14 protein-coding genes are annotated in these 12,774 nt (G+C 69.5%); 5 read left to right on the top strand and 9 right to left on the bottom strand.

Features of this window, described 5'->3' with window-relative positions; all coding sequences use genetic code 11:
- Positions 1-43: 43 nt before the first annotated feature.
- Entirely contained in the window at positions 44-238 is a 195-nt protein-coding gene (locus HKK72_RS19445) for a DUF397 domain-containing protein (protein WP_187235811.1), read from the bottom strand.
- Positions 235-1,044, bottom strand: a complete 810-nt coding sequence (locus HKK72_RS19440) for a helix-turn-helix transcriptional regulator (RefSeq protein WP_187235810.1) — start codon at positions 1,042-1,044, stop codon at positions 235-237. The genes HKK72_RS19445 and HKK72_RS19440 overlap by 4 nt, the downstream gene beginning before the upstream one ends.
- A 373-nt stretch (positions 1,045-1,417) precedes the next feature.
- On the opposite strand from HKK72_RS19440, the gene HKK72_RS19435 reads away from it, so the two are divergent.
- Together HKK72_RS19435 and HKK72_RS19430 are read left to right on the top strand one after the other, a co-directional pair.
- Positions 1,418-1,579 (top strand): hypothetical protein, encoded by a 162-nt coding sequence (locus HKK72_RS19435; protein ID WP_187235809.1) that lies wholly within the window; start codon positions 1,418-1,420, stop codon positions 1,577-1,579.
- 301 nt (positions 1,580-1,880) lie between these two features.
- The gene (locus HKK72_RS19430) at positions 1,881-2,018 is read left to right on the top strand and encodes a hypothetical protein (RefSeq protein ID WP_187235808.1); all 138 of its coding nucleotides are present in this window, start codon (positions 1,881-1,883) and stop codon (positions 2,016-2,018) included.
- On the opposite strand, the gene HKK72_RS19425 is transcribed toward HKK72_RS19430, so the two are convergent.
- The 4 genes from HKK72_RS19425 to HKK72_RS19410 form a co-directional block, all read right to left on the bottom strand.
- Positions 2,002-2,982: an NAD(P)-dependent alcohol dehydrogenase gene (locus tag HKK72_RS19425; RefSeq protein WP_187235807.1), complete on the bottom strand. Its 981-nt coding sequence runs from the start codon at positions 2,980-2,982 to the stop codon at positions 2,002-2,004. The two genes, HKK72_RS19430 and HKK72_RS19425, sit on opposite strands and share 17 nt — an antisense overlap.
- Positions 2,979-3,212, bottom strand: a complete 234-nt coding sequence (locus HKK72_RS19420; RefSeq protein WP_187235806.1) for a helix-turn-helix transcriptional regulator — start codon at positions 3,210-3,212, stop codon at positions 2,979-2,981. Before HKK72_RS19420 ends, HKK72_RS19425 begins: the two co-directional genes overlap by 4 nt.
- A complete protein-coding gene (locus tag HKK72_RS19415) occupies positions 3,206-3,634 on the bottom strand; it encodes a hypothetical protein (protein WP_187235805.1) in 429 nt (142 codons plus the stop codon). The genes HKK72_RS19420 and HKK72_RS19415 overlap by 7 nt, the downstream gene beginning before the upstream one ends.
- A gap of 97 nt (positions 3,635-3,731) precedes the next feature.
- Positions 3,732-5,030: a hypothetical protein gene (locus HKK72_RS19410; protein ID WP_187235804.1), complete on the bottom strand. Its 1,299-nt coding sequence runs from the start codon at positions 5,028-5,030 to the stop codon at positions 3,732-3,734.
- 88 nt (positions 5,031-5,118) lie between these two features.
- On the opposite strand from HKK72_RS19410, the gene HKK72_RS19405 reads away from it, so the two are divergent.
- Positions 5,119-7,977, top strand: coding sequence for a hypothetical protein (locus HKK72_RS19405; RefSeq protein ID WP_187235803.1), 2,859 nt, complete (start codon positions 5,119-5,121; stop codon positions 7,975-7,977).
- 45 nt (positions 7,978-8,022) lie between these two features.
- Here the strand turns inward: HKK72_RS19405 and HKK72_RS19400 are convergent, their stop codons facing one another.
- A complete protein-coding gene (locus HKK72_RS19400) occupies positions 8,023-8,691 on the bottom strand; it encodes a class I SAM-dependent methyltransferase (RefSeq protein WP_187235802.1) in 669 nt (222 codons plus the stop codon).
- A gap of 125 nt (positions 8,692-8,816) precedes the next feature.
- On the opposite strand from HKK72_RS19400, the gene HKK72_RS19395 reads away from it, so the two are divergent.
- Positions 8,817-10,151 carry a serine/threonine-protein kinase gene (locus HKK72_RS19395; RefSeq protein ID WP_187235801.1) on the top strand — a complete coding sequence of 445 codons (1,335 nt, stop codon included), beginning with the start codon at positions 8,817-8,819 and terminating at the stop codon, positions 10,149-10,151.
- 19 nt (positions 10,152-10,170) lie between these two features.
- Here HKK72_RS19395 and HKK72_RS19390 read toward each other — a convergent pair whose 3' ends face one another.
- A complete protein-coding gene (locus tag HKK72_RS19390; protein ID WP_187235830.1) occupies positions 10,171-11,172 on the bottom strand; it encodes a DUF418 domain-containing protein in 1,002 nt (333 codons plus the stop codon).
- 204 nt (positions 11,173-11,376) lie between these two features.
- On the opposite strand from HKK72_RS19390, the gene HKK72_RS19385 reads away from it, so the two are divergent.
- Positions 11,377-12,006 (top strand): uridine kinase, encoded by a 630-nt coding sequence (locus HKK72_RS19385; RefSeq protein ID WP_187235800.1) that lies wholly within the window; start codon positions 11,377-11,379, stop codon positions 12,004-12,006.
- A gap of 70 nt (positions 12,007-12,076) precedes the next feature.
- Here the strand turns inward: HKK72_RS19385 and HKK72_RS19380 are convergent.
- Positions 12,077-12,774 (bottom strand): VWA domain-containing protein (locus HKK72_RS19380; RefSeq protein ID WP_187235799.1); only part of this gene is annotated, 698 nt, incomplete at its 5' end.

Below are 12,774 nucleotides of genomic sequence, written 5' to 3'. Positions count from 1 at the left end.
AAAGCCCCGACCGTGGTCGGGGCTTGTAGTGCTGTTACGTCGTTTAGATGTTCAACTCATCCCGCTTCACGCTGGCGATAAGGTCAGCGAAGCTTTCAGCGGTGAGGATGAGGTGTCCGGTGTCGGGGGCCTTGCTGTCTCGGAGGCCGATGTTTCCGGAGAGCCGCGCAACTTCGACGCAGTCGCTCTGGTCGCCGCTGCTTCCGCTGTGGCTGGACTTGCGCCAGACGGGAGTCACCTGTGCCCCTCCATCACTTGCTCTATTAGCTCGATCGATGCGTCTACGGGGTTCGCTCGATCGCCAATGCGGTCGAATCTTGCTCGGAACGAGCGTACATCTGTTGCGTCTACGACAAGTCGCCCCTCTTCGCTTGCTTCGATGTACGCCGCGTCGGCACCGTCCACGGTCATGATCTTGAATGAGCCATCCCGTCCGACGTGCGCACCTACGCGGGTGGGGACGATCCGGATGGAGATGTTGGGAAGCGCGGCCAGGGCCAGGAGGTGGGCAAGTTGGTCTCGCATGACCTGGGAAGAGCCGACCGGTTGACGGATGACGCCCTCGTCCAGGATCACCCACAGGAGTGGCGGCGGCGTGCGGCTGAGAGCTTCCTGGCGCTTCATGCGATGAGCCACGCGCGAATCGATGTTGTCGAGTCCGGCTGCCACGACCTGCGCTCGGGTGAAGCTCTCTGTCTGGAGCAGTCCGGGAACCCAGGAAAGCTCCCAGATCCGCAGCTCAGATGCCCTGGCCTCCATCTCGGTGTGCGTCTTGAACCACTCTCGGTCGTGGCCTTCTTTGGCGAAGCGAACGAGAACGGTGAAGAGATCGGCTGTGTCCCATTCCCGATCAAGCTTTCGGGCGTGCTTCTCCAGCAGCTTGATCTGTCCTGACTCAAGACGCGAAACACTGGACCGATCGAGATCGAGCAATGTTCCGAGAGCTGAGCCGGACATCTTGCGCTCCTCGCGGTGTCTGCGCAGTTGGACGGCTATGAGATCCCACATTGAGCCTTCCGGGTTCAGTGACTCTCGGGCGCTCATCTGTAACCCTCCGGTTGTTGCGTTTGATGCGCGAACGTAGCGAACGTATCTCAAAAAGGTGCACTCTTTTCGCAGAAATTGTCAGGACGAGAGTGGACGTGATGGGCGCTAACACGTTGATCCTTGGTGAGCTGGACATGACCTGTCTTGCGGCCGAAACGGTGGCCGCCGAGGTGCGTCACCGGATGGGCCTTCGCCTCATAGCGTGGAAGCTGCCGCATCTGGCGTTCAACGCGTCTCTGATAGCGGCTGAGCTGATCACCAATGCCTGTGCGGCGACGCCCGAGGGCAAGATCCGTGTCTGCTTCCGCCGGGAACCCACCTGCGTGGTGGTGGGTGGGACTCCAGCGATCAGATGCCCAGCCCCCGACCGGTGGTGGAGCTGGAACTCGATGATCTGGATCTCTCAGAAGAGAACTTCGACGACAACGGCGGCTGGGGGCTGTCGCTCGCCCGGGAACTGGCCTCTGAGTGCGGAGTGACTCGCACCGAGCACGGCGGCAAATGGGTCTGGGCAAAGCTGGCGATCTCATGAGCGATACGAGCCTGGTGACGCAAGCGTGTCCGATCGACTGTCTCGGATTGTCGGAGCATGCCCGTCGGCCACTGGCCGCTGCTTACGGCATGTATCCGGATGAGCGACCGAAGACGGTCGGGGATGTGCTGCGGCTGGCACAGGAGCGCAAACTGACAGCCATCGGTGGAATCGGCCCGGTTCGGGTGGCGGAGATCGAAGCGGCTCTCACAGCAGCAGGGTTCGACTTGGGCCACGATCACCGAGGCTGTGATTGCAGACCTCGCAGGCGCATCGGCCGTCAGCGGGAAGCGCCATCGACGTGAACCGCCGCCGCGCGGAGTGCCAGGAGCTCACCGAGCTGCTCGCCGCCTCAGGCCCGCCGGATCAGACCGAGATCGCGGCGCTACGGGCTCGTCACGACATCCACCGGCTCACCCCGCTCACGAACCGTCCGTGACGCTGACGACGATCTTGCCCTGAGGGTGTCCGTCCTCAAGATGGCGCATGGCGGCGGCGGCTTCGCCGAGAGGGTAGGTGCGGTCGACGACCGGGGTGAGTTCCCCGCTTTCGGCCAGGTCCTTGAGGACCAGGAGGTCCTGGTGGCGCTCTCGCGAAAAGTGGCCGCGGAGGGTCTGGCGGAGGAAGGGCGAGAGCAGAAGGGCGCGGAGCGAACGGTCCAGGCCGCCGAGCCAGCGGTCTCCGTTCTCGCCGCCGACGAGGACGAGGGTGCCGTGGGGGGCGAGGGCGCGGCGCAGGACGGACAGGGGGCGGTTGCCCGCGATGTCGAGGATGACGTCGTAGCGGCGGGCGCCGCCGGTGATGTCCTCGCTGGTGTAGTCGATGACGTCGGTGGCGCCCAGTGAGCGGATGAGGTCGGCCTTGCCGGGGCCGCAGACGCCGGTGACCTTGGCGTCGTAACCCGCGGCGAGCTGCACCGCGAGGGTGCCTATGCCGCCGGAGGCGCCGATGATGAGGACCTGCCGGCCCGGTTGCGGACGTCCCTTGTCGCGTAGGACCTGGAACGCGGTGATGCCGGAGATGGGGAGGGCGGCGGCCTGCTCGAAGCTGAGGTTCCGCGGTTTGGGCGCGAGCTTGTCGGCTTTGGCGCGCGCGTACTCGGCGAACGAACCTTCGCAGACGCCGAAGACCTCGTCGCCGGGCTTGAACCGGGTCACCTTCGCGCCGACCGCTTCGACCCGTCCGGCGGCGTCCTGGCCGCGGACGGGGTTCCTGGGTTTACGGAGCCCGGCGAAGAGCCGGACCGCGTAGGGCAGGCCCGTCATGAGGTGCCAGACGTCCGGGCCTACGCCGGCCGCGTGCACCTGGACGAGCACTTCGTCGTCAGCGGGTACGGGACGGTCGATGTCCCGGAGTTCCAGGACGTCGGCGGAGCCGTACGCGTCCTGGACGATGGCCTTCATGGGGGGTCTCCTTCACTGTCGGGGTACTGGAACACTTCGTCGAGCGGGACCTTGAACGCTCGGGCGATCTGAAACGCCATCTCGAGGGACGGTGAGTACCGGCCTTGCTCGATCGCGATGACGGTCTGGCGGGTCACGCCGATACGGTCGGCCAGCTCCGCCTGGGTCATCTCCCCGTGTGCGAAGCGCAGTGATCGGATCGAGTTGGTGACCTTGGTCGGTTTCACCACGGCTGGAAACCCCGGCGGTAGGCGAAGATCTTCGACACGGACTCGAAGATCGCCGACAGGGCGAACGCCAGGTACATGACGTTCGCGATCCAGAAGTGGTCCAGCTCGGCGAGTGCCATGCAGAAGGCCGCGACCCCGCCGATGACCACGAACGAGTGCCCGACGTGCTCGCTGAACAGGCCGATCTCCCGGTCACGCTCGTCGCGCCGGCCGGCCTCTTGTGGTGCGGCCATCGCGACGGCGATGTGCAGCACGATGGTCGCGGTGATCGCGATCCCGAGCGTCCACAGCAGTGTCGCCACGTAATGGACCTCGCCCACCGGGGTGTGCAGCAGCCGTCCCAGGACGACGGCGACGTAGACGGCGTACGTGCCGACCGTCACCGCCGCCATGATCCACGCACGTTTCTCTTCCAACGCCATGCCGCGAATGTAAAGCAACGCCGACACGGTGTCTAGTATTTTTTACATCGCGGACAGTCGAGAGTCCGCTTGCGGCAAGCAGCCGATCTTGTACGGATCAGGACCCCGGCGCGGCGGCCTTTCGATGCATGCGGTAATGGAGCACGAGGAACGGGATCCCGAAGATCCAGAAAGCATGCTCGGCCCGCAGTTCGCCGTCCTCCACATGGACGTCGAGTTGCTCCGCGAAGCCGTGCACCGCCATGGCGGTGAGATCCCTGGTGTCCGGGTCGATGTAGGTCAGGTAGTGGCCGGGATGGCCGAGGTCGCTGCGGCTGGTCAGGATCAGGCCGCCACCGGGCCGAGCGCGCGGCAGAAGGGTCGCTGTGAAACTGGCCTGGGGGACCGGGAAGCCGACGCTGACGTACCCGCGACCGTCGTGGCGGTACGTGGTGTAGATGCCCACGTAGATCGGTTCGTCGGTGTCGGCGAACGACCGGATCCAGCCACGGACCACCACGCCGTCGTGCTCGGGAGTGATGGTGTCGATACGGCCCCGGACACCGCGCAGTGCCTCGCGCTGGTTCATCGGCACGCTGGCCTGACCGAGGGGGCGGGCGACCAGCGTCCGGTACAGCAGGTAGCCCGGACGCACCCACAGCCGCCACCGCGGGACGATGTCGAGCGTGAAGCGCGTCGTGTGCTCGTAGAACTCCCGGACGCGCGGATCCACCCGCGCCGGATCGAAGTCCGGGCCGCGCAGCTCATCGAGTGAGGCGACGATGCCGACGTCGGCCGCGTCCTCGGCGTAGGTGCCGCCCAGCACCTTGGCCAGCTCCCGGACATAGCCGGTGCCGACGTACCTCGTCCGGGCCTCCAGCGGCACCACGAAGGGGAGCTCTTCCGGTCGGACCCGCTCGGCCAGCAGGCTCACCTGCGGGTCCCGGAACAGTAGCGCCGACAACACCCGGTAGGCGACCACCGTGGTGCTCGCCACCACCGGCGCCGCCGCCGGCCGCCGCCGAACCGCGAAACCCAGGCCGACCGCGGCGCCGACCAGCGGTCCGAGCCCCACCTTCTGCGGCCGCAGGCCCATCGCGCCGACGGCCGTACCGGTCGCCGTCCCGACCGCGACCGGGCCGGCGCCGGTGAGGCGTCCGGCCGCCCAGCCGAGTGGAGCGGCGAGTGCACCGCTCGCGGCGATGCGCGCCCAGAGCGCCGGGATCTGGCCGGGACGCTGACGCGCCCGCGCCACCGCCTCCACCGTCCCCAGACCGGCGGCGCCGACCGCCGCACCGACGAGGGCGGCCTTGGCACCTCGGTGACCGGCGAGTGCGGCACCGGCCAGACCACCGATGGCGCTTGCGAAGCCGATCTGCTGTGTCCGGCCGGGCCCCGACGGGCGTTCCTTTGCCACTCCTAGAACCTACCGGTCGGTCCTGGGACCACGGTCCGCTCGCTGAACCGTGTTGGCCGGCGTGGCCGAGTCGGCGATGATGGCTCGGATGAAGATTCGGCTCGCGGGCGGCGTGGTGGCCTCGGAGCTGTGTGCCTGGGTCCCACGGCAGTCCGGCCCGGTCATGCTGGCCGGCGAGGCCGAAGCGCCCATGGGCGCGGCCGTCGCCTTGGGCCCGGCCGAGGCCTCCGGTGAACAGGTCCTGGACGCGGTCGCCGAGCTGACCCGTCTGGTGCAGGCCGGTGGCGTGGTCGCCGCGGGCGCGGGCGTCGATCTGGGGTCGGGTTTTCGCTCCGCACGCCTGGCCGGGGCGCGCGGCGATCAGCGGGACGCCGTCCTTGCCGCCCTGCGGACACTGGGCATCGAGAACGCCGGTCGGCTGGGCGATCGCGCCGGATTCCTGGTCGCGTTGTTCGGATCCACCGTCACCAAACGGGTGGGCGCCGCGGCCGCGCTGGCGATCAGTGAGGGCCGGTGGGCCGCGCTGCATCTGGCATCGGCCGCCAGCGACATGCTCGGTCCTGAGCAGCTGGAAAGGATCTTGGCGCTGACGGCGCCCGAGAACGTCGATCTCATCCAGGGTGGTCCGCCTTCGGCGCTCGCGCAGCACCTGCGGCAGGTGCTGGAACCACTGCCGGGGCCGCGCAGGCTGGAGCTGATCCTGGATCTGTGGACGCAGGTGTCGGAGCATCACGCCGGGCTCGCGCGACGGGAACGGCGGCTCGCGACCCAGAGCCGCCGGGATCGGGTCGGAGACCTGCGCGAGCGCCGCAGACATCATGACGACGAGCTCATCCTGGAGCGGCTCAGGGCCGAACTCAACGACCTCGAACCGTCGCTGGCCGACGCCGCGCGATGGACGCCGCCCGACCACTACTGGTACGACCTTCTCGCCCGCCTCGTCGAGGACGCGCTCGCGACGACCGCCCTGCTCCGCACTGCGGTGGCCATCGCCGATCACGGCCTGGACGAAGGGCTGGCGCGTTCGGCGACGCTCATCCGCGCGGCCGAGGCCGAGTTGCCCGGCACGATCGCGGCCCGGTCGGCGCGGCGGGTGCCGGGTCTGACCGGCCTTCCGGCCCGTCCCGGCGCTTACGTACGCGACATTAACCGCAAACTGGCCGACGGGAAGCCGGGAGACGCCAAGTTCGCGGCCTACATCCAGCCGCGCCTGGCATGTGCCCGAGACTTCGGCCTAGTGATCACCGAGGCGGTCGGGCGGCTGCTCGAAGAGCCGCGGGGGGTTCGCGACGAAGTGCTGCGGAACTGGGCGAAGCGCGACCTACAGAACTGGCGTCACGGAGCCGGTTACGGCTCCGTCCGGCCGCCCACCGACTGGGGCGGCATCCCACCCTGGACCATCCCGTTGCTGGGAGACGCGGAACCGCTCCGCCAAAGGCTCTCGACCTCGCGCGATCCCGCCGTAGTGGAAGTGGCCGGTGACCTGCTGTGGTACGTAGACCTGATCGACGCTCTGGCGCAGCTGTACGGACACGACGCCGCGCGGGCCACGCCCGGCACCGGAGCCCCCTGGTTCGACCACGACCCACCGCCGACGGCCGCCGGGCCGCTGGCACCGCGGCTCGACTCGATCACGCTGGCCGTCGCCGGTGCCGCACAGCTCGTCGCGCTCGGCGGCGCCCCGCCCCGGGGGGTCAGAACCTGGACGGCCTTCACCGCGGGCCTGCTGGCCGGCACCGCGATCTCCGAGGCGCTCACCGGCGAGTTCGCCGTTCCAGCACCGCTCACCGCGCTCGACGGGACGACCGTCACGGGCACCGGCGCGCGCTTCCAGGTGGCACGAAGCGCACGCATGCTCGCCGAGTGGTCGGACTACATGGGCAACTGCATCGCGGGCACGCACTACCTCGACGCGGCCCGAGCGGGCCGGTGCGGCCTGGCAGGCCTGTACGACAAGAACGGCTTCCTCCTCGTCAACGCCGAACTGCAGCCCCGTCGGCCCGCCACCCGAGGGTGGAAGGTCACCGAGATCGCGGCAAGGTTCAACGACACGGCTGACCCGGCCCTTGAACAGCGGTTCCGCGACTGGGTCGCCACGATCCCCGGCATCGCGCCCGGCGAGACCGACCCCCCGGTGCCGGAGGAGCTACCGACCAAGCGGCCCGCTAGGCGGAGCGCCGCAGCCCGCCTGATCGAGGACGCCGGCCCCGCGCTCGGAGCGCTCGCGCAGCGGGCATGGGCCGACGAGGTGGACGGCGAGGTGATGGAAGTCTTCGCCGTCCTCGCGGGAACCCCGCCGGAGGCCGCGCTCGTCCGGCTGCGCCGCCTGGGACCCGAGCACCTGACCGGCGCCTGCCGTCGCGCGCTCGACAGCGGTGCCGTCGACCTCGATCGGCTGTGGGCCACGAGCGGGATTCGTCCGATGAGTACCGCAGTGCAAGACCTCGACCCGGCCTTGCGGCAACGCTTTCACCAGCTGCCGCTTCTGCTCGCTGAACCACCTCTGCCCAAAGCGCTGCGCAAGCTCGTCAAGCTGCCCGCGCTCGCCGACCCCTACGCGCTGGACCTGGCGGCGCGCCGCACGCGCAGGGCGATCGGGGAGCTGGCGAACCAGGGTGATCCGGTCATCTCCCGTGTCCTCGCCCGCCGGCCGACCGAGCCGCTGCTCTGCGCGCTCACCGTAATGATCACCTGCCGCGCACCGGCGATCGATCTCACGCCCGTGGCGGCCCCGCGCGCCGTCACCGTTCCCGGTTATCCCGCCACCGTCCTGCACGACAAGAACGGCCCATGGCAGCGAGCCTTCCCCGTCGCCCGCGAACTCGGCGCCGACACCGAGGTGTTCTGGGAACGGATCGCCGAACACGGTCTGCGCGTTCCAGCCTCGTGGCTCGTGCCCGGCGGCTGGACAGCGCTCTGGTCACGCGCTCACACCCGCCGCCGCTGAGGAGCGCGCCCGAGCAGCCCGCCGCCTCGCCCCGTCACCTCGCACTCAGCCGGCTCCGTCGGCCGGTGCGTCCATCCGGCTGAGCACGTCGAAGCCGACGAAGGTGAACATGCGCATGCCCGAGGCCAGGGGCTGCGGCCGACCGGTGAAGCGGTGCACGCCGACGCCGAAGCCCGCGTCCGGCTCGGACACCCACCGCTGATCGAAGCCATGCTCGGCGAACCACTCACAGATCAACGGCACCCGGTCGGGCAGGCTGCGATCCCGGGTCCAGATCACGGTGCCGCCGGTCCCGCAGAGCTGGGGGCAGGAGGCGATGGTGCTTTCGATGTCCTCGTCGGTGAGGTTGCCGAACACTCCGCAGATCAGCACGAGATCGGCCGGAACCATGCCGCGGTAGTGATCGGTGATTGCGGCGTCAGCCGTCACCACCTCGATCTGGTGCAGCCCGGCGGCTCTGGCCGACTGCCGCGCGTACGCCGCATTGTCCGCGTCCAACTCCACCAGGCGTCCCCGTACGTCATCGCGACGAGGATGTACGGCGAGCACGTCCAGCAGATCACGACCCTGACCGGCGCACAGGCTGACCACCCGCAACGGACCGGATGGACTGCGATCCAGGGCCGTACCGATCTGTTCCCGAACCACCTGCAACCGCCGTGCCAGCGGGGAACCGGGACGATCGTAGTCGTCGTGCCAGCGCATCCAGTCCATGCCGGCACCCTACGACCCACGGCTGCGCCACCCCGTACGGCCCAGGGGGAACGGAAAGATCCTGAAGTCTTGGGTTCAGAGCCGGATGTCGGGTAAAGGGCGGAGAGTCGCATGAGGAGGGAAGCGTGAAGGCTGACCTGCCGTCAGGGGTGGGGCCGCTGCGGCTCGAGGATCCGTCCGCGATCGGCGGCTACCATCTGCTGGGCCGGCTGGGCATCGGGGGCATGGGGGCGGTGTACCTGGCCATCGACGCCCTGGAGGGGCAGATGGTCGCGATCAAGACTCTGCACCCGGCTCTCGCCGACCATCCCGAATCGCGTCTGCGGTTCAGAGCCGAGAGGGACTTCGGACGGCGGGTCTCGTCCTCCTACATCCCACCGGTGCTGGATGACGAGATGGACGGGCCCCGTCCGTACATCGTGACCCCCTACATCAAGGGCTTGTCGTTGGAGGAGCGGGTCGGTTCCGCGGGTCCGCTGCCGAGCGACACTCTCGAGGCGGTCGCCATCGCGGTCGCCGCCGCGCTGGTGGCCATTCACAGCGCCGGGCTGGCGCACCGCGATCTCAAGCCCGCCAACGTGATGCTGTCCCCGGACGGCCCCAAGGTGATCGATTTCGGGATCGCCCGCGATCTTGAAGCGGCGGACTCCCTCACACAGACCGGGGTCGTCATGGGCAGTCCCGGTTGGATAGCGCCCGAAAGGCTGGCCGGACGGCCCGGCTCCAGTGCCTCCGATGTCTTCGGGTGGGGTTGCCTGGTGGCCTTCGCGGCGACAGGGCGATCCCCGTTCGGTCCGGGGTCGGTGGCTGAGCGCACCGAGATGATCCTCAGCGGCCGCCCGCAGCTCACCGACCTGGACGCGCCATGGCGTGGCCTGGTCGCTCTCGCCCTGGCGACGGACCCGGAACTACGCCCTGCGTCCGACGGCCTGCTGCAGACGCTGCTGGCGCAGCGAGGTGGCGTGCCCGGCCCGGAGTCGGCGGCCAAGGCCGTCACCGACCTATGGACCGTCCCCGAGCCCGTGACACACCTCGAATCGCCGTCGTCACCGCCTCACCGGGCACCAGCACCGTCCGACCGGCCGTCCTCGCCGTCTCACCCGCCGTCCTCGCCCGCACCGCCGCCGCCGAGGCGCCGGGCCACCGTCACGGCGTGGGCGATCACCGCCGTCTCGGCGACCGTCGCGGTGGCGGTGACCATCGCCGGTGCGGCCGACCCGGACTCCGCACCCGGATCGGGCGGTGGTCCCGCCCAACGTCCGGCGACGTCATCGGCCACTCCTGCCGGATCGGCCCCCTCATCACCGACCGCCACTCCCTCGAACCGCCGCGTACGGACGGCACCCGGCCCGGGTGACGCCGCAAACCATCCGGCGATACGGCCGAATTCCCCTCCGTCTCGCGCCAAGGTCAAGAAGTCCGAGGGCAACAGAGGGAAATCCAACTCCGGCAAAGGGTGACCCTGGCGACGTACCGAGATCACCCTCGTACGGGCGCGGGTCGCGTTGAAGGCGTGCGGTTGGGGATGAGCGACCACCAGGTGAGACAGCGCCAGACCCATTCCACGGGGCCGTGGCGGAAACGGCGCAGCCAGGCCATGCTGACCGCGGCCGAGGCGATGAGGATCGCGACGCCGAGAGCCATCACGGTCCCGTACCGCGGAGCCTCTCCCAGCCGCAGCACCTGGTCTGCGGCGATCACCGCAGGCGTGGCGACGACGTAGTTGGTGAGCGCCATCCGGCCGAGCGGTTCGAGCACCGCCCCCAGCGGCCTCCTCGCGGTCGTGCGCAGCAACGCCAGCAGACCTGAGGTGTACGCGATCGCCGTCACCACTCCGGCCGTCGCGGCGAGAGGTGAGCCCGACGGCTCGGTGCCCGAGCGGATCTGCCAGGTGTTCAGTGCGACCGCGAGTACGGCGGTGACGCCGAACACCGGGGCCTCCCACCGGCCGTGCCGGTCGAGACCACGGTGCAGGCCGTACTGAGCGGCGGCCATCCCGAGCAGGAACAGGCCGGGGATGAGCCAGGCGCCGCCTCCGGCGAAGAGTGCCGCCGCCGTCGCCGCGAGCCCCGCGATCAGCGTCGCCGCGCGGGGCAGGAACGACGCCGGAAGCAGGACCACGATGCCGGCGACTGCGTAGACCAGCAGCACCTCACGCGGTTGCAGCGCCTGGTGGACCAGCCCGATGGGGATCAGGAAACCGAGCCGGGCCAGCAGCGCGAGCCTCGGATGGCGGGTACGACGTGCCGCGGCGCCCAGGAAGAGCGCGAAGCCGAGCCCGAAGAGCATGCAGAAGATCGGGAAGAACCGCTGGTGCAGAAGGGTCTCGTACGCATGGTGGCGAAGCGAAGGAGCCGCGCCGGCGTCGGGACCGGTGGGCATCCCGGTGATCCCCACGATGTTGACGAACAGGATGCCGCACAACGCGAGCCCACGGAGCGCGTCGATCTCGCGGACGCGCCCGTCCTCCGGTGCGGTCATCTTTCCTCCGCCGGGCACCGCGTACGCCACCCCTAGGCCGAGACCTCCGTCGCGCATGCCGTACAAGGAACTGGAGCCTAGCCGACCACCGGTCAGCAGGTGCTGTGGGCGCCCGCGAGGGCGGAGCCGCGGGCTCGGCCCACGACCGGCGGCCCGAAGCGGCCCGGCGGCACCGCGCCGGCTTACGTCGGTGAGGATGTGGGTGTGCGCATACGGCCGATCTCTCCTTCGCTGCTGGTCGACGAGCTCGCCGACCGGATCGCCGCGACGGCCCGGTCGTCCTGGGTGCGCGTGGCGATCGACGGCGCGCCGGCGGCGGGCCCGGACGGGCTCGGGGACGCGCTGGTCGACCCGCTGCGCCTGCGCGGCCGCGAGGTGCTGCGGGTCTCCGCCGGCGACTTTCTGCGCGCGGCGTCGCTGCGCTTCGAGTACGGCCGGACCGATCCGGACGCCTTCTACACCGACTGGCTCGACACCGGTGCGCTGGAGCGCGAGGTGCTCGGTCCGCTCGAGCCCGGTGCCTCGGGCAGGGTGCTGCCGTCGCTGTGGGACAGCGTCGCCGACCGGGCCACCCGCGCTCCGTATGTGACCATGCCGCCGGGCGGGGTGCTGCTGCTCGACGGGGCTCTGCTGCTGGGCCGAGGGCTCCCGCTCGACTTCGCCGTACATCTGTGGCTGTCACCGGGTGCGCTGGCCCGCAGGACTCCGGCGGAGCTGCGGTGGACGCTGCCGGCGTACGAGCGGTACGAGAGCGAGGCGGAGCCCGCGCGGGTGGCGGACGCCGTCGTGCGTGTCGACGATCCCAGGCATCCGGCGCTCGCCGAGGAGTCATGACGAAGAGGAGCCATGACGAAGAGGACCGGTCCACCGCGCACTGCCGTGATGGCCGCACGCCGGCCCAGAGTCAGGTGACGATGCCGTTGGCTCGTGCGGCGGCGAGCCAGCCCGGGAACTCCTTCATGAGCTCACCGTAGAGGTCGGCGTCCTCGATGGAGCGTGGATCCTGGCCGGCCTCGAAGAACCCGGCGTTGTCAACGGCACGCTTTCGCGGGACCGGAAGCTCGTCGAGCTTGTGGAGGAACGCGAACTCGTCATCTCCGAATCCGACGAACTGCCAGAAGATCGGCAGCTTGGACGCCTCGCAGAGGATCTTCTCCGCGGCGCTGCGGGAGTTCGGTGATCCGTCGGTCTGGAAGATGACGAAGGCCGGAACGGTGGCGCCGGACGCCGCGTAGTGGTCGATGACCGCCTGCATCGCCGCGGCGTAGTTGGTCGTGCCCAGGTGCTTGAGACGCTTGTGCTCGCGGTTCACGCGACCCTCGTAGTCGGTGAGGCCGACCTCGACCGGCGGGTGCGCGAAGGTGTCGAAGAAGATCACGGGCACCACGCCGTCGTCGTCCAGATTCGCCGCGAGGGCGAGGGCCTGTTCGGCCAGGTGCTGTACGGTCCCGTCCTTGTAGTACGGGCGCATCGACCCGGACCGGTCCAGCACCAGGTAGACGGCGGCGCGCTCGGTAGCCAGGCCATGCTTGGTCAGGTTCACCTTGGCGGCCTTGTACAGCTCGACCAGGCCGGGTGCCGAGGACTGGACCTTCTCCAGAT

The sequence above is a fragment of the Actinomadura sp. HBU206391 genome, assembly GCF_014323665.1.
Lineage (GTDB): Bacteria > Actinomycetota > Actinomycetes > Streptosporangiales > Streptosporangiaceae > Actinomadura_C.
Note: the sequence above shows the minus strand (reverse complement) of the source record. Positions and strands in the feature narration are given on the sequence as shown.